This window comes from Botrimarina hoheduenensis, from assembly GCF_007859815.1.
In the GTDB taxonomy this organism is placed as follows: domain Bacteria; phylum Planctomycetota; class Planctomycetia; order Pirellulales; family Lacipirellulaceae; genus Botrimarina; species Botrimarina hoheduenensis.
On the sequence record NZ_SJPH01000001.1, the window covers coordinates 190383 to 209482 of the forward strand.

The 19100-nt window shown below is 68.1% G+C and carries 1 protein-coding gene; it reads right to left on the reverse strand.

Annotation, left to right across the window (positions count from 1 at the left end; genetic code table 11):
- Positions 1-51: 51 nt before the first annotated feature.
- Complete coding sequence (locus tag Pla111_RS00765) at positions 52-19011, reverse strand: LamG-like jellyroll fold domain-containing protein (RefSeq protein ID WP_146570427.1); 18960 nt, start codon at positions 19009-19011, stop codon at positions 52-54.
- Between the last annotated feature and the right edge of the window lie 89 nt (positions 19012-19100).

The window sequence follows — 19100 nt, forward strand, 5'->3', positions numbered from 1 at the left end:
GCTGGGTACGGGTCGTCTCGATCGTTGGTCGGGTCGCGTGGCTGTCGCTGGTCAAGTCCGCCGGCTTCGCTGCAGCAGCGATCGCAACAGGCGTCGCGGCGACCGTTCGGGGCGGCTCTCGGCGATCGCCTCGTCGGTGGCGTCGGTGGCGACACCCTCGTCGTCGGTCGGTTCGGCGGGCTCGGCGTCCGGCGTCGCGGTATCGAGGAGCAGCAGCGCCTCGTCGGCAGCGGCGCCGGCTAACGCTGCGCTCGATGCTGTCGTGTTCGATGACGTCGCGCTCGATGACGTTGTGCCTGTGGTCGCGCCGCTCGTCGGCCACACCTCAGCGGCCGGGACGGCTTCAGCCAAACCGGCGAACGCCTCTTGTTCCGCTTCGCCCACGGCGGCGGCGTCGTTCGGCCTCGGCGCCAGCGATTGATCGACCACCGTCACCACGGTGAGCGGCGCCGCCGCGTCGCCGATCGCTTCATCGGTTTGCGGCCCCGTCGACAGGGCGATCGCAGCGTCTCGGTTGTCGCGCCACACGTTGTAGTCGCCGATCTCCACCCGGCCGTTGCCGTTGCCATCGGCTTGCAGGCCAACGCCCTCGGTCGCGCCGAAGTTGTTGGACCAGAAGGTGTAGTCGTCGTCATCGACATCGCGGTCGCGGTCGTAGTCGCCGGCGATCGGATCGACATCGGCTGCGAGCGCGAACGTCGTCACGTCACCGTCGTCATCGCTAACCGTGATCGTCACGGGGTAAACGCCCGGCGCCGCGTAGGTGTGATTGATGGCGAACTGATACGTCGCGAGTGCTGGGGAGGCATCCGCGATGGGCGTCAGGAGCAGCGGCAGCGTCGTGCCGTCGCCCAGGTCGATCGTCGCCGCAAGCGGTTCGCGGTCGGCTCCGCCGCCGAGCGTGCCGTCGAAGTCGGTCACCTGTCCGTTAAAGTTCCAGACGAGGGATTCGCCCGCGCTCGGCACCGCGGCGGCCTGCGTGACGGTCGGCGCGTTATTCGCTACCGAGACGTCGACCGTCGCGACACCCTGCAGCCCGTCTTTGTCGGTCACCGTGAGAGTGGCGACATAAGATCCACTGTCCGCGTAGAGGTGCGCTGGTGGGGTGACCGTGCCCGTGACGGGCGTCGACCCGTCGCCGTAGTCCCACACAATGGAGTACGGCCCGTCGCCCAAGCCGGCGGTGTCGGCGAACACGCCCGCGAAGACGGCGGCGTCGCCCTCGGCAAGCGCCGGCAGCGGGCCGATGGCCACCGTGGGGGCGTCGCCGGCGACGGTCACGAGCCAACTGACGGTGGTCACCTGCGCCGCTGCGGCGTCCCGGGCTACGACGAGCATCTCGTACCCGCCGTCGTCGGGGAACGCGTAGTCGAGCGTGGGCGTTGCGGTGGTCGTGCTCAGCACCTGCGTGGCGCTAGAGTCGGTGACGGTCCAGTCGTACGTCAAACCGGGGTCCCCGCCGCCGGGCTCAATCAGCCCGACCGCCAGCGTGGTGGCGACACCCTCGGTGGCGAAGCGGCTGATCGGGGCGACAAGCGTCGCCGGCGCGTTGGCGACCTCGATCGTGCGTGTGGCGACGCTGCTGGTGAAGGTCCGCTCGCCCTCGGTCCCCACGTCGAATGTGTCCGCCACGACGAGCGACAGGACGTACGTCCCCTCGTCGGTTGGCACGAAGCGGAAGCCCGCGTCGGTTCCTGTCACCAGCGGCGTCAATTCGCCTTGGCGGACGACGCTCCAGGCGTAGGTTCGCACCGCGCCGCTGTCGCCGTTGGCCGACGATCCTTGATCGACGGGGCTCGACGCCGCGCTGCTCAAGAGCAACTCCCCGCCTTCGACGAAGCCGGTCGCGGCGTCCTCGCCCGCAGCGAAGGTGATCGTGGCGAGGGGATCGACGTCGAAGGTAACCAGCCGTGTCGACGCTGCGCCTTGGTTGTCGGTCGCGGTGAGCAGCACCTCGTGGACACCCGCCGTCGCGGGTCGGTACGAGAACTCCGGACCCTCGGCGGTGACCGCGTCGGGGTCGAATTGCAGGGCCCCGCGCCATGCCAGGGAGAACGTGTCGGCCGGGCTCGGGTCGGTCGTTACGGAGGCGTCGAAGGTGAGCACATCGTCCGCCACGGCGCCGGTCGGCGCCGCCAAGCTCGGCGTCACCGGCGCCGCATTGCCAACGATGACGGTCTGCGTCCGTGAAGCGATGGGGCCGATGGCGTCGCTCACCGTCGCCCGGATCGCGAAGCCGCCGTCTTGGGGCAGCGTGTACGACGGGCTGGCCAGCGGCGTCGCGACCGTGGATGTCCAATGCGGCAGCGAGCCCTGGCCGGCGCCTTCGAGAATGCCGTTGGCGGCGGAAGCCGAGTAGTCGGCGACGAGCAGGCCGGCGCCCTCGTTCATCGGCCAGTAGCCGACGAGGTTCGGCGTGTTCGCATCAACGGGGCTGAAGGCCGCCTCGGCAGCGATCTCCTCGGCGGTGAGGGCCCGGCTGTAAACGCGGACCTCGTCCATTCCGCCCTCGTAGCCCCTGCCGATGGCGAACTCGGTGGCGCCCGTGATGATGTTCGAGGCGCCGAACGTGTTGACCGACTCCTCGACGCCGTCGACATAGAACCGGACCGAGTTATCGTTGGCGAGCGTCACGGCGACGTGCTGCCAGCCGCCGATGGTGACATTAGCGTTAGAGACCAACGCGTTGACGCCGAACGCCCCGAAGCCCAGCGAACCATCGGAGACGAAGACATCCCATCCGGTGCCGCCGGCCGATGATGCCCCGAACAGCGACTCCAGGCCGGCGCCTCCGGCGGGGTTGATCCATGCCGAGAACGTCAGCTGGTCGGACAACTGGCCGAGGTCGCCCGCGCCGGACAACCGAGCGAGGTCGTCGGCGCCGTCGAAGTTGATGGCGCCGGTCGTCAGGTCGCGGACGCCGCCGGCCGGATCGATGATCGACACCCGTTGGCTTAGGTTCGCCAAATCGGCGGGGCTCGGATCGGTCAGCGTGATGTCGGCCAGCGCGGCGCTGTTCCGCTGGAGCGTGACCACACCGCCGCCGCCGCCGCTGGCGGTAAGGGTGTCGCCCTCGAATACGCCCGCGATCGGCTGGATCGGGTCGATCACCGTGGGCGTGTCGAACACGGGGATGGCGAACGACGCGGAGTCAGTCTCGCCCGTGTCGAAGTTGAACCCCGAGATGACCAGCGTGTGCGAACCGCTGTCCTGGGCGGTGAACGCCACTTCGCCCGTGCCGAAGCCCGAATCGACGACCGCGCCGGCAGGGTCGAGCACCTCGAACTCATCGAAAGGCACGCCGAACGGCACGCCGAAATTGAAGCTAACGAGGTCGCCCTCGCGGAACAGCAGGTTGGGGCCGGAATTCAAGACATCGGTGATCTCATAAGTCAGGAACTCCAGCGCGGGCATGCCGTCGCCCGAGGGGAAGTAAGCGTCGATCCCCGACAGGTCAAGCGACCGCAAGCGGCGGAAGCGGGTGAAGACGTCCGAATCGCCGTCGAAGAACTCAAAGGCGCCCCCCGAACGCGAGAGATCGAGCGTCTCTAGCTGCGAAAGCCCGAGCCCTGTGGCCGGGTCGAAGGCGAGGCTGGCGATCGTGTCGCTGTCCCACTCGTTGTCGCTGAAGTCGAGCGTCTGCAGGTTCACCAGCCGGTCGAGCCCCGCCAGTTGCGTTGCCGAGGGAATCGACGAGAACAACCCGCTCAGGTCGATCGACGTGATCGACGCGAGCTGGCTCTCGGTGAAGTCGGTAGCGGCGGGCGTGCCGAGCGCCGCGGCGATGCGGCCCACCAAGCCGCTGGCCACCGAAACCAACGGGTCTTCGATCGGCGGTCGAACCTGGGTGGTCAGCTCGCCGGTGGGCGGGTTCTCGCGGCCGCTGACCGCGTCGCGGACCTCGATCGCCTCGGCGGTAAACAGGTCGTCGCCGCTGCCGCCGTAGATGGCGTCTAGGTCTTGGTTGCCGTTCAGGCTGTCGTCGCCGTCTTCGCCGTAGATGGCGTCGCGGTCGGGCAGGTCGCTCGTCTCGTCGCGTTGCCCGGCGAAGGGCGCCTCGATCTCAATGGCGAAGGGCGCTCCGCCCTCCGCGCCGGTAACGCGAAGGTAGTAGTCGCCTGCGTCGAGCGTGCGCAGGTCGAGGGCGAGGCCGCTGCCAAGCAGCCGGCCACCCTCGTCGCGTAGCTCAGCGGTGAACGTGGGGTCGTTGGCCGAAAGCGTGCCGTCGCCGGCGGAGACGAAGCGCACGGCGTTGCCCGTTTCGCCATCGCCCAGAGTACGGAAGCGGAACCACCGCTCGCCCGACGGGCCGAGCAGGTAAGGGTCGTCGGCTTCCGTAAAGACGAGCGGCCGGCCGGTCGCCGGGTTGGACACAAACGTGCCGGCGCCGCGGATCGCCCGGTTGCCAAGCTCGTCGAAGGCGTCCGGCAAGGGGATCGCCTCCGGCGTGCCGTAGACGACGAGCACGTGGTCTTCGCCGAAGCTGTTGCCGCCGACCGCGAGCGGATCGCCGACGACCGCGCCGACCGACGCGGGTGCGTCGATGAGGCGGTAGTGCGGGTCGGGCCGGTTCACGCCGGCGGCACGCCCCGTGACGAACAGCCCGGGGATCGACGCCTGGCCGCCGGTGGTGCGTGTGCCTGTGCCGGTGAGCGAGTTGACGAGCAAGCCGGTCGGACCGGCGCCGCCGTTGCCTACACGGAACTGCAGTCTGTTGACGCCGGCCGTGAATCCACTCGTGAGTTCGAACGTGTCCAACGACCCGAAACTCGTTGCGGTGTTGGTCACGCCGCTCGGACCGTTGTTGACCCGGATCTCTCCCCCGTTGTCGCTCGCCCACGAACCATTGATCGACACAGTCGACGGATCGAAACCCGTAAGATCGACCGTCAGCTCGTAAACATAAGTGCCGCTCGGACCGTTCGTGTTGTCGGAGACACCGATCCATTGGGCCGGCAGGTCGCCCGACACCCAAGCGCCGTTCGGAGTGATTGACTGGGCTCGCGGCGCGCTGACGACACGCGCCAGCAGGTCGTCGCGGCCGTCGCGGTTGAAGTCGATCTGCGGCGAGCCGGGCAGGCGAACCACGCCACGCCCGCCGGATAGGGGACCGCCCGAGTCGATCCGCCGAGCCGCCACGGTAACGAGAGACTGCGTGCCGCTTTCGGACGCGACCGCGTCGATAATCCAGACCGTGCCGGCTCCGTCGCCGATGGCCAGATCGACCTGGCCGTTGTTGTCAAAGTCGCCTGCGGTGACCGATGGTTGGGTGACACCGCTGATACCGGTTACCGCCAAGATGGGCGCCGACGGCAGCGACGCCGACCCTAGATAGACGTCGACCTGCCCGTTCAGCGACACCGCATAGTCATCGAAGCCGTCGGCGTTGATGTCGCCCAACGCGGCGGTCACGGTGGGCCCGAAACTGAACGAAGCGGGCTCTAGGTGAATCGTGTTTCCGGCGAAGCGCGTCGCGGCGGGCTCCGAGGCGCCCGGCATGGTGCCGCCCGGGATGACCCCCCGCTGCGAGGGGATCAAGAACGACTGGAAGTTGGTCGAGCCCAGGTCGAAACGGGCGTCGCTCAGCTGGCCATTACCGTCCGATCGGATCGCGTTCTCGGCCGAAAAGTCGTCGTTATCTGAAACGAATATGAACGGACGCTGGTACCTTGAGAGGTTGGTTTCGAAGCGTAGCGAATCGAAGTCGTCGTTGTCCGCTTCGCCTGCGTCGACCGTATTGCCCAGCGGCGAGGCGTCGATCAGGTCATTTAGAAAATTGATTCGGTCGAACGCGTCGTCGAGCCCGGGGCCGTCCGGGTCAAAGGTGAAGCTTTCGGTAATCGAGCCGACGGTGATCGACACCTGGTAATCGCCCGACCCGGGTTCGAGGCTCACCTCGATCTCGCTAATCACCCGCTGGTCTTCGTATACCCGCTGTCCGGCGCGCACGGTGGGGCCGAACGACACCTCGTCGAGCCCATCGCCGCTGAGGTCTCCCGGAACCGATACCCGGAGCCGGCTATTGGCGGAGGAAGAGGTGTCGGTCGAAGTGAACCGGGCGAGCGACTGGGTAACGTCAACCGTGCCGCCCGTGGTCGAGCTGAGTGACGCGATGTCGGCGCCCGACAGGATGTAGCCCAGTTGTGAATCGAGCTCTAAGGTCCACAGGCCGTGCCTGCCGAGGCCGTCGTCGGCGCTGAAGTACAGCGTGCCGTCCAGCTCGAACTGCGGGATCACATCGAGCGACGCGCCGCTGGTGAGCCCGATGCGGTTCACTTGGCCGTCCTGCCAGCGCCACAGGTCGGCGTCGAGGCTTGCATTGCCGCTGTCGAGCGCGAAGAAGAGGCCCTCGCTGGTGGAGAGCATCCTCGTTGGGTTAGAGCTCGATTGCCCCGGGTTGATGTCGGCCGCCAGCACCGGGGCGCTTCCCGGGCTATCGAGCCGCCAGAGTTCGACGCCCCGCTTGCCCGCCTCGTCTTCGGATCGGGCAGAGAAGAACAGCCGGCCGTCGTGCAGCGTGAAGTTGCCCGGGTCCGATCCGGTGGCGAACTGGTCCGCGACCAGATCGATCGCCGTGAGCTGCCCACTGCTGGGGTTGTAACGCCACAGCTCGCGACCCACCTGCGACGTCTCTCCTGCAAAGAAGAGAAAGCCGTTGTACTGGATCAGGTCCGATAGGTTGGTGAGCGTGCCCAGAGCGGAAGTCGGTAGCGGCACGATATTGAACGTTCCGTCGCCACCACCGGCCCGTGTGTAACGTGCGAGCCGATCGTCGTTGGTCAGGTAAAAGACCGTGTCGTTCGCGCCGGTCTCGACGACCGTTAGGTCTCGCGCGCCGCCGGGGAAACCAAACGGCCTGTTGAGTTCAAACGGAGTGAAGCCCTGACCGATGCTTCCCAGCTGACCTGCGATCGTGCCGTACAGCAGGCCGTCGAGCACGATCAGCTCGTCGGTTAGCCGGAACCCGTTGTTGACGTCGGCGGCGTACCACTCGACACGGTTCGATGAATCGATGCGGAAGACCCGCGCGTTGTTCGTTGCGCCCGGCAGGCCGCCGATGAAGAACGTGTCGCTGCCGATCGCCACGCTGTCGCCGAACTCCGTGTGGAAGAGGTCGGTATCCTGGTCCACCCCCGTGTCTTCTTGAACTACCTGCAACGCGTTGAAGTTGGTTCCGTCGATACGCAACAGAGCGGCGTTGGTCGGTTGGTTGAAGCCGTCGCCGCCGTCGAAGGGGCCGATGCTGTGTCCCAAGAAGCCAGCGCCGTTGTGAACGATCGCCCGGCCGAGCAGCTTGCCCGTGCCGCCCGACGTGTCGGTACGGACCGGCGACCTTGTGAGCAACGGCCCCGGGATGAGGTCCGCCGCCGCGGTGCCTTCCGCGTACTGACCGGTGATCAGCAGGTCGTCGGGAGTGTTCACCGCGTCGTACTGCAGCGTGTGCACCGTGACGCCGTCCGTCTGCAACTGGGCGCCATCGAAACGCAGCTCGCGCACCAGGCCCGGTGTAACCTGGCTCGCCAAGTCGGCCGTCCAGTTGCGAGGCCACAGCTCGGTATCGCTGCCGTAGACGACCGTGACGACCGTGTCGTCGTCCTCCGACCGGACGAAGACCAGGTCGTCGATGCCGTCGTTGTTGAGGTCGCCGAACCGCTCACCCGGCACGCCTAGCGGCTGCTCGCCATTGGGGCCTTCGCCGTACGCCTGCACGACGATCTCGGACCAGTCGTTGACCGTGGCGACGTCGTTTAGCTGGCCCGGGCGGAGCAGCACCATGCTCGTGCCGACGCCGTCGGCGTTCTCGCCGTTGTCGATGACGAAGTCGGTGAAGCCGTCGCCGTCGAAGTCGCCGATCTCGAGGATCCGTCGCGATCCGGCGGGGCCGCTACGCAGGTTGTCGGCCGAGTAGACCTCGCCCGCGAGCAGCTCGAACGACTCGGAGAAGTCGCCCGGAGAGGCGACCGAAACGTCGTTCAGGTCGATCCCCGGCCGGGTGTCGGGCGGGACGAATTCAAACGGCGGGGCCAGCTCGTACTCGTATGCTTCCTGCGAAGGCACGGCACCGATCACGTTGACCGTCTCGCCGCTCCAAGGGAAGTTGAGCGCCGGCGAGTCGGGCGTGTTGCCGAAGATGGTGTCGTTGCCCGCGGCGCCGCGCAGCTCGTCGTCGCCCGGTCCGCCGACGATGTAGTCGTCGTCCACATCGTCGGGGCCCCCGGTGATGGTGTCCGCGTACGGTCCGCCGAAGAGGAAGTCGACGCCCGCGCCACCCTGGATCGTCAGCTCCGCCAGTCGCGCGCCCTGTTCCTGATCGCCCAGCGAGAGGCCCCAGGTGGGGAAGTTCTGCTTCTCTTGCTCCGTGAGCGAGACGTTGATCGGCAAGAACTGGAAGCCCTCGTCGGCGTGCACCACATCGTCGCCCCGGCGGGTGCTAATGACCTGCCGCTCGACGTCGATCGTGGTGTAGAGCAGGTACTGCTGCTGATAGACCTCCCACTCCGCGTTGCCGGCGGGGTTGGCGGGGTTGTCGATCGTTTCCGTGCGGAACCGCTGTTCGGCGATGTCCCAGACGAGGCTCGTGAACTCGTAGCGGAACAGGTTGGCGTCGTACCGCAGCGCGACGTAGTCGGGCACCTCAAAGCCGCGACGGTCTTGGTTGCCGCCAAGGAACAGCACCTGGTCGTCGCCCTCGCCGCCGATGAACTGATCGCTGCGGGTGGGCAGCACCGTCTCGCCGGGGCCCTCGGCGAGCGTGCCCGGACGGTTGTCGAGCGGCGCCGCGAAGTCGGGGATGATCTGGAACGTGTCGTCGCCGGAGCCGCCCAGCAACAGGTCGTCGGCTTGCCGATCGAGACCGCCACTCAGCACATCGGGTCCGCTGCCGCCGAAGATCCACTCGCGGCCGGCGCCGCCCATCAGCCGGTCGGCGCCCGGACCGCCAACGATCACATCGCGCCGCTGTTGATCGATGCGGGTCGCGTAGTCATCGACCGCCTGTCCAGCGCCGGCGGTAGTGACCGTCAACTCGTAGTTGGTCGGCGTGCGGTCGGTCTGTATCTCGACGAAGAGCCGCACCAGCGCGTCGGCGAAGTCGGCCGAGCCGCGGGCGAATCGGTTCTCGATCGCGGCGGCAGAGAGCACCTTGTCGTAGAAGGCGAACTCGTCCAGCTTGCCCGCGAGCAACTGCCCGCCGGCGCTGGCGCCGAGCTGCCCGGGCCCCACCGGCGCCTCGGGGGAGAACGACCGTGTCTCGCTCGCAACGACCTGCCCGTTGACGTACAGCTCGGCGAGGCCGGTGGCGGCGTCGTAGGTCGCGGCCAGATGGTTCCAAACATCGATCCCCGCCGCGACGGCGCCCGCCGCGCTCTGAATCACTGGCAGCTCGCCGCCGACAACGTCTTGCACCAAGCGGCCGTCTGGTGTGATCCGTAGATCGAGATCGCCAAAGGCGACGAAGCGGTGAGAGTAAACGGTGGCGTCGGCGGTGGGGAGCTGATCGAGCTGCACCCACGCCTCGACGGTGTACGCGCTGTACCGATTAAACGGCGTGCCGAGCGATGGAAGATTGACTCCGACACCCGTCCCGTCGAGCTGCAGCGAGCCCCCGAGCTGCTGCTGCACGCTATCGGCGAGCCGCGTCGCGCCGGCGCCGAGCGTGCCGTCGTTGCCGTTGCCCGACGCATCGACCGCCCTGGCACCGTTCCCCGCGTTGAAGCGCAGGTACTGCACCGGGTTGTCGGCCAGCACGAGCCCTTGGTAGTCGGCCTCGGCAATGGTCGCTTCGAAGGTGACCGTCGCCTGCTGCTTGGCGGCGACGTCTTCGGCTAGCGGCGCTGCGTTGGGGTCGGTGAGAAGATCGGCCGAGTACACACGCAGCGTCACATCGTCGGCGATCGAGCCGGTGAGCGCTGAGATGGTCGTCGGGCCGAAGGGAACGGTCAGCTCGTAGTAATCGACATCCTCGGGGCTATCGATCGAAAGCCCGGTGGCGGTCGTGGCGCCGGTGGCGGACGGGGGCAGAGGGAAGGCGGCCAGAGGCGTGTCGTTGCGGCCGACGAACACACGCTCCTCGGCTCCCGTCACGCCGCTGATGCGCCTGGTGGTCCGCGACTCGGTTCGATCCGCCAAGATCGCCGTGCCCGCCTGGATCATCACCGTGTCGTCGCCTCCGCCCGCGTCGATAAACACGGTCTTCTGAACGGTCGGGCCGACGGTAATCTCGTCGTTGCCGTCGAGTGCGTCGATGATGATCGCCACGAAGTCGCCCTCGGGCGGCAGCAGCCCGTCGACCAGGTCGGTGACGATCGTCGGGTCGTTCTCTAGCAGGTCGGCCCGCTCGGCGGGGGTCGCGGCGTCGCGCAGCCCGACGAAGTCGAACACCGTGTCCTGCGGGTCCCACACGAGGTTGCCCTGGGCGTCGGTCGCCGCGAAGTCGAGCTGCAAGCTCGCCGCGAAGCTGAACTGGCCGTTGTTCTCCGTCTGCCGCGTGACGAGGTGCCGATTCGCCAGGGGGCCGGGCTCCGTCACGTAGTTCACATCGATCTTGTCGTTGGCGTTGCTGCCGCCGACGTACCACACCCGGTCGGTGTCGCGGGCGTACTCGAGCCACTCCCGGCTGTCCTCGCCGGTGAGGGCGTCACCGTACGAGCTGAAGGGGCTGCCGTCGCGGCGGTAGAGCTGGTCGCCGCCGCCGTTGCCGTACATGAAGTCGAGCACCGTGCCGCCGTACAGCTCGTCCGCACGGGGGCCGCCGAGCATTCGGTTCAGACCGGTGTTCTCCGCCGCGGCGCCTCCGGCGCTGTTGGCCCGCAGCACGCCGTTTTGCTCGAACACGCCGAACTCGCTGCCCAGCGTAGGATCGAACGACCAGGCGAACAGATGGTTCGTTCCTTGCCCGCCGATGAGGTCGTCGTCGCCGGCGCCGGCGTACAGCGTGTCGGCGTCGGCGATCGAGCCGTCGAACGTGTCGCCCCACAGCCGGTCGTCGCCCTCCAGGCCGAACAGTACATCGGAACCGCGCCCGCCGTCCAGCCGGTCGTCGGCGATGGAGCCGAACAGCTTGTCGTCGCCCGCGCCGGCGTTGACGACCAGCACATAGTCCTCGCGGCCTGCTAGCGGCGAGATGTCGAGCGGATCGGCGCCGGTGGGCAACGCTGCGTCGCCAAACTGGGCGGCGGGCAGCAGCGTGGTGTCTTGGGCGAAGCCCAGCGTGTCGGCGCCCGCCAAGCCGGCGATCTCGAATTGCTCGATCGTGGGGAACTCGACACCGTCGATCTCTTGCAGCCAATCGACGAAGAAGATGCGGTTCGGGTCGGCGCCGCTCTGGTAGTCGATCCGTAGCCGCTTGTCGGCCGCCTGCGATTGGCTCAGCAGGATCTTGTCGTCCGCGGCCGTGCCGGTGACGACCAGAACGTCCGTCTGGAAGTCGTCCGGCGTGTCGCCCGGGGCGCTGTTGCCGAAGTGGCCGTTGATCGTTTCGGTCTCGGGCTCGGCGGTGTAGAGATTGAAGAAGTCGGTGCCGCCGCCGCCGTACTGGGTGTCGATGCCCGCCTGGCCAGAGAGGGTGTCGTTGTCGGCGCCGCCCCACATCTCGTCGGCCCCACCGCCGCCGAACAACTGGTCTTGGCCACCCTGACCAAACATGGTGTCGTTGCCGCCGACGGTGTCGGCTTGCGTGTTGGTGGCGTACAGCGGCCCGGCGAGGATATCGCCCAGCAGCACGTCTTTGCCCCCGCCGCCGAAGAAGAGCTCATCGCGGACGTTGCCGCGGAGGAAGTCGCCGCCGGCGCCGCCGTGCAGCTCATCGCCAAGCCGCCCGCGGCCCAGGAAGTTCGACTCGGGGGCGTAGGCGAACAGTTGGTCTTCGCCGTCGCCGCCGAACAGCGTTTGCCGATTGGTCAGCGTGCCGTTGTCTGCGTCGCCGTAAAGCTGGTCAGCGCCCGAGTCGCCGTAAACCAGGTCGACGCCGGTTCCGCCATGAACGACGTCGGCCCCCGAGCCGCCGCGGACGACGTCGTCACCCGCGTCGCCGGAGACGGCGATGTCGGCTCCCGCGCCGGCGTCGATGTAGTCCGCGTCCGGGCCGCCCGAGATATCGTCGGCGCCCAGGCCGCCGAAGATGACGTCTTGGCCGGGGCCGCCGAGGAGGGTGTCCGCCTCGTCGCCCAGGGTACCGTCGAGCGTCGCGGCGAGGACGAAGTCGGGCACGATGTCGTGCGTGCCGTTGTAGTTCGTTGGCAAGAGCCACGGCGCGGCGGTAACGACCGGATACACCGCGAGCGGCGACTCGTCGCCGCCCCAAACCACATCGGCGCCCTCGCCTGCCTCGATACGGTCGGCCCCGCCGCCGCCAATGAGGATGTCGTCGCCCTGGAAACCAAAGAGCGTGTCGTCTCCGTCGCCGCCAATGATACGGTCGGCCAGCGTGTCTCCGTAGAGAAGGTCGTCGCCGGCGCCGCCGTCGAGCGTGTGGGCAGCGTTGTCGCGCTGCGAGGCGTCGATGTTCGAGAAGAGCGTGTCGTCTCCGTCGCCGCCGAAGAGGCTATCGCTGGCGCCGCCGCCACGGAGAATGTCGTCGCCCGCGTCGCCGAAGAGCGTATCGTTGTTCTCTTCGCCCCAGAGGAGGTCGGGACCGTCGCCGCCGCGGAGCGTGTCGTTGCCCGTGCCGCCGAACAGTTGGTCGGCTGCGCCGGTGAGGCCGTCGATCGCCGCCTGCTCAGCGGTGACACCGGTGGGCCCGAAGTCTCCGTACAGCTCGTCGCTGCCGCTCTCGCCGCGGAGCGTGTCGGCGTCGGCGCCGCCGATCAGGATGTCGGCCCCGAATCCGCCGATGAGCGTGTCGCTGCCGATGCCGCCTAGCAGCACGTCGTCGCCGACTTCGCCTTCCAGGGTGTCGTCGCCCTGACCACCTTCCAGCCGGTCATTCCCGCGGCCGCCTCGGAGAACATCGCGGTCGTCGCCGCCGCGGAGGGTGTCGCGCCCAAGGCCGCCTAGAAGCAGGTCCTCGCCGACGCCGCCTTCAAGCGTGTCTTCGCCCCCTTCGCCCAGCAGCGTGTCCTTGCCGGCCCCGCCATACAGCTGGTCGTCGCTGGGGCCGCCCACGAGGCGATCGTCGCCATCGCCGCCGCGGAGCGTCGCCGGGCCGGCGCCGGCGATCAGCTCGTCGTCGCCCGCGCCGCCCGAAAGATCGACCGACAGCGACAGGTTCGGCGAGATCAAGATGCGGTCCTTGCCCGCGCCGCCGTCGGCCACAATGCTGCTTACACCGGTGTATTCCTGGCTGAAGCCAAAGGATTCGACCACCACGGCGCCCGTGCCACTGCGGCGGACGATGAACGTTTCATCGCCGTCGGAGGTGTCGCCCACCTCGCGGTCGGCGGCGTTAGGGCCCATGTTGAGCCGCAGCACGCCGGCGTTGTTGGTTGCCAGCCGCGGCGTGACCTGCGAATCGACGTCGTAGATGACGGTTTCAAACGTTCGATAGTCGACGATCGGGATCTTCGCTGGACCGATCGTAGCGCGGATTACCACATCGATCGCCGAACTTATGTTGAACGCGCTTCCGGCGACCTGCTGCGCTAACTCCGACTCCGAGAAGCGGACGCGCCCGTCGCCGTTCGGGTCTGCAAGGTCAAAGCTAAAGGGGAACTCAATCGCGGCCTCGACACCCACATCGAGCCCCTTGCTCAACCCGACGCCGCCGCCGACGACAATCGCCGGCGTAAGCACAAGCTCTGGTTTATCGGTTCCGCGATTGCCGTTGAGCTCGGTGATGAACTGGTTCAGGAGACCCGAGCCGGTTTGCTGAACGTTGGGCCGATCGTCGAAGAAGTAGCCCTCGTCGATGAAGCCGTCGATGCCCGTCTCTTGCGCTAGGGCTAAGCCGAACGTGTCGTACCCGAGCACAAGGTTGACATCAAACTTGAGCGTCCCCGCCAGCGTCACGAACACAGGCGGGACGCGGAAAGTTCCGCCGAGCCCGAGCTTGAGACTCAGGCTTGGGATCTGCAGTTTCCAGACATCGGTGTTCTGGCCGAGCAGCAGATCGAAGGCGCCGACCGGCGTCGAATCGGTGTCGTCGTTGAATGGATTGCCATCGTCGCCCAGCAGCGGGAAGCTGATGCTCGGGTTGCCCAGGTTTCCGGTGCCGCTGATGGCGGCCGACGCCTTCAACTTGCTCGTCTGGCTTTCCTTCTGAGCGATGGGCAGCTTGCCGAAGAGAGCGACGTTGAGCTTACTCGAGCTCTCGACCAGCCGATCGTCGTCAGGAATAAGCTGCCCCGGCACGGCGACCGACTTGTCGACCGTGAAGCTGCCCAACGGTTGCCACACCGGGTCGGTGCTGGTGGGGAACGCCGCGATGATCTGGAAGAAGCGAGCCAGGTAGTTGATCGTTACTCCGAAGGCGCCACCGCCGCCGAGCGAGATGATGTCGACCAGCGAGGTGTTACCCATCACGGCCGAGAGCCCCGGGATGGGCTCGACCATCACGTTCAAGAAGTCGCGGAACGGCTCTAGGTCGCGGTTGATCTTCGCCAGGTCCTCGCCCAGCAGATCGGCGAAGAAGTCGTTCGTGTTGATCTCGACATTGGTGTACTCGATCGTCGTCGGCGCCTGGACTTCGGCGCTCGGCGCGCCGCCGGCGAAGTTCCACGACGCCTCGAAGTCGGCCCGCATGCCGGGGAACCGCGACTCGCCCGGGAACGCCTGCACATAGAACTCGATGCCCGCGTCGCCGGAGAGCGTTATGTCAACCAGTTGGCCCGGCGTGAGCGGACCGCTGGAGCGGGCGACGAGGCGATCGTCCGTCCGTCCGGCGGTCGGTGTGAAGTCGACATCGAAAAACGCCGTGAGCTGCGTGGCGTCGAGCGTTCGAGGCGTTGTGCCGCCGCTTGTCGTAACGTGGTACGGCGTGATGCCCAGCTGGCCGGTCGCTGCGGTGAAGTCGGGCGCGGCGACGATCTCGATCGTCATCTCCGGCAGCACGCCGCGCGTGGCGTCGTTGCGTGTGGCGCCGGCGTCTAGGTAGACGCCGTCCGTCTTGTCGATGCCGAAGCCGAGGATCAGCTCGAAGCCCACCGCGTACCGCGAAAGGGCGTTCTCTAGCTCCAGTTCCAGCCCAGGCAGGCCGAGGTCAAAGTCGGTGCTCAAGTCGAGCAGGCCGCCGGCGGGTAGGTCTCTGCCCAGCAGTACGTCGAACCGCGCTTCGTTGGCGGTGACGTTCAGTCCGACGTCGTCGATCGTGACAAGTGTGTCGCCCGTCGAGTCCTTGAGCCAGCCGATGCCGCCCGGGCCGAGGGCGTCGAACACATCTTGCCGAACCTGCGTCGCGCTGCGGTCGGTCGAGGCGTCAAAGTTGTCCGCCAAGCGGTCGGTGATCTCGCCGAGGAAGACCGCCTCGTCAAACGCGGCTGTCCCGACGATCGGCAGATTGATCAGCAGCGTCTGGTCGTCGACGCCCTGGCCGATACGCCCCAGCAGCCCGGGCAGCGTCATGGTGAGCGCCGACAGGTCGTCGGTGAAATCGATCTGAGCGATCGCCCCGTTGATCGCCGCGGCGCTGACCGCCGACGCGGTGAAGTCGCCCGTGGCGAGCGCCGACGCGAGGTTGGTTTGGTTCAGCAGCACGTCGCCGTCAGCGGTTTCGGGGAAGTCGAGCGCGATGGTGGCGGAAGCCGCCCCCGTCGCCGAGACTCCGACGGTGAAGGTCGGCGCCGAGGCGGTCAGGTCGTGTCGGGCGCCGGGGCCGGCGAGCGACACGGAGTAGACGGCCGGCGCGGCCGAGGGGCCGGCGCCGTCCGCGTCGATCCGATAGGTCGCGCTGGGAGAAAGGGTGGCGGTCACCGGTCCAAGCGGTACGGCGCCCTCGATGCCGGATCCTCCGCCCGCCAAGCCAAGCTGCACAGTCGACGAATCGTCGATGTAGAGCGTCGGCGTGGCGGTCGCGCCGTCGATGCCAATGACGAGGTGAACGCTGGCCGTGCTGGTCAGGCTCAGCGGATCGGCCGGCGCACTGGCGCCCGCCGGTTGCAGACGGGGCGCCGAGGGAACGCCCAGCGGCGAGATGTCGAGATCGAGCTGCTGCGTGCTGGCTTCGCTGAGCCATTGGCCCAGGTCGAGGTCGATCTCGACGCGGTCTCCCGCGAGGCTCGCCGAGATCGGCGGCGTGGGCGACGCCGTGGTGGCGAACGCCGCCTGCAGCGCGCCCTGGAGAGACTGCAAAGAGACCGGCGCCGCGGCCGACGCGGTTTGGAACGCTTCGACGGCCTCGGCGAAGCGGCCGGCGAGGTCGGTTAGCTGCAGCGGGCTGACGCCTAGGCCGGCGACCTCACGCGACAGCGCGTCCTCTGCCGACAGACCGGCGACGAACTCGCTGACTTCGCTCAGCAGCGCGTCCACGTCCGCCGAAGCCAGGGCCATCAGCGGGCGGAGCGCCGCCGCGTCGGCGTTGAGCGACGGCTGCAGGTCACCGAGGTCCGCTGTCGCCATCAGGTCTGGCACGGTCAGCTGCACCCGCGCCGCGGAGCCGAGCGACACCCCGGCGATCGGCGTCGTTAGATCGACCGGCAGATCGAGCGTCAGCGATCCGGTTTCCGATAAGGCCGGGTCGAGTGTCGTCAGGTCGGACAGCCCGAGGTTGAGCTCGTTGATCGTGGTGCCATCGGGCAGGCTGATCGTCGTGCGGGTCAAGAAACCCAACGAGCCGCCGGTGACCGTGACGTCGGCCAGTCCGGCCAAGGCGGTGGCGTCGACGCCGCTGGCCGTGAGCTGCGCGCCGACGGTCACCGTCGCAGCGGAGACGGTGATGAGGTCGCCCAGGGTTTCGCCGAAGAGCGGGCGGCCGACGATCTGTGTCACCGGCGGGGCCGACTCGGGGTCGTCTTCTGTCGCGGTCTGCTCGGGGATCAGGCCCAGGTCGAACAGCGCGGTGCTGCCGTTGAGCCGCCGGATAGTCAGGTCGCCCGGGCCGCCGGTGAGGTCGGTGACCGTGACGCCCCCGCCCGAGTTGATCGTGGCGGAGACACTCGCCGCGCGGCCGGCGGCGATCGCTCCGAGCAGGTCGTTGACCGTGTCGAGCGGGTCCAAATCGATCGCGAACCGCTGGCCATCGCCCAGCGTGAACTCTAGCTCCGGCAGGTTGCCGGTCTGTGCCTGGGCGAAGCCGAGCGACTCGCCGCCAGTGACCGTGATCGAACGGACCGCCGGGTCGTCGGCGCGTAGTTCCAGCAGATCGCCACGCGAGTCGGCGGTGATCGCCAGACCGGCTTCGAACAGGGCGACATTCAGCAGACCACGGAGCTGCTCGGGCCCGGTCTCGGCGTCGGTGTCTGCGGCGAGCAGCGTCACCTGCGCGGCTTGCGGCCCGCCGGCTCCGTTGAGCGCGACGTTCAGCGTGAGGTCGGCGGGCAGCGCGCCCAGCGGGGCGTCGGTGGTCGCCAACACGCCGACCACGCGGTTGATGCCGGCCGTGCCGAGCGAGTCGAGCGTGTCGCCGCCGCTGAGCGAGAAGCCGGCGCCCGGCGTCTTGAGCGGCAGGTTCAGCTCGAGGCTCGCCGAGGCGGTTGGTGTGACGGTGGCGTGGGTGGCGCCCGCGAGTTGCAACCGCTGAATCGGGCCAACATCCAGCCCGTCGGCACCCAGGTTCAGCTCCCGCGTGACGGGCGATTGCGAGACGCCGAAGTTCACATCGAACGTCAGCGACTGGTCCGCCGGGTTGAAGCGGGGCGAAGCGGCCATCGGCAACGCGGCGGCGATCTGCTGCACCGTGGGCGCCACGTCGCCGGCGTTGACCAGATCGGCGACGGGGTCCACCAGCCCGGGAGCCACGGCGGCACGCAGATCGAGCAGCTCGCCGACGGTGGTGTCTTGCACGAAGAGCACGTCGGCGTCGGTTTCGTTGGCGTCGCCATACGCGCCGATCCAGTTCGCCAGGGCGTCGAAGCCCGTCAGCAGGTCGGCCGCGCCCACGCGCGTGAAGGGGGCGATGCTGGTAAAGCTGCTGTACTGCAGCACCGCGCCGCCGCCCCCGAGCGCGGACGTCTCTTGGTACGCCACCGATCCGGCGCTGACTTGCGAAACGCTCGAGGCGGGCGTCGCGCCCGCCGAGGGGCTGATTCCCCACAGGCCGGCGACGCTCTGCGAAGCGATCTGCGCCGAGACGGCCGCTACCTCCAGCTCCCCGCCGGTAAAGCCGGCCACGCCGGGCGTGGGGTCGATGATCGGCAGCGAGACATCGAGATCGATCACTGCCTGGCCATCGACATCGACGCCCAATACACCAATCTGCGTCACGGCGTCCGAAGCGCCGGTGTCGCCCGCTTCCACACGCGGCGCGCTGGTGAGGCGGAAGAAGAACGCCTCTTCGGGCGTGACCGCGTCTCCGTCCAGACCGAGCGTGAAGTCCAAGCTCAGCGTCACCGGCAGGGTGTCAGCGATCGGGGCAAAGTCGTCGCCCAAGCCGCCGCCGGCCACACGCTTCAAATCGATCTCGATCGGCACGTCGCGCGTCGCGGTGATCGACACGCCCAACTCAATGTCGGCACCCACGGCCGTGGCGGACGCCGCTGCGCCGCCGGTGGCGGTGATGTTCCAGTCGGTGCTGGCCGCGAAGGCCGTGTTGAGAGCGGCGACGAGCTCGTCGGCCGTAGTTTGCGGAGCGGTGTCCAGGCGTGTGACGAGCGGCGCGGCGATCTGCTGACCGAGGAAGGCACCCAGGTCAGCCGCGTCGGCAAGCGAGACGCCCAGCACGCCGATGTCGGCGGCCAGCGGCGCCGACTGATCGAGCCGCTCGCCCAGCGGTTCGAGCTTCGCCAAGCCGAAGCGGAGCGCTTCGGCATCGGCCGCAGAGAGCGGCGTGCTGGTGAGGAGCAGCCGAGACTCCAGGTGCTCTGGCGCTCGCCCGCGGGGGCCGCCGCTCGAGCCCCCGGGTTGGGAACCGTCGCCGGGGCGGCGCCCACGAGACCTATGAGCCTTCTTCCCCGGCGGGAAGAGGCGGGATCGCCACTTAGTCATGAAGGATGCCAATCACGGTAGAACAAGCAGAACCGTGTCGCGCGTCCCGCGCATTGCCGCCCTAGCTGAGACGAGACAGAGACCGGTTA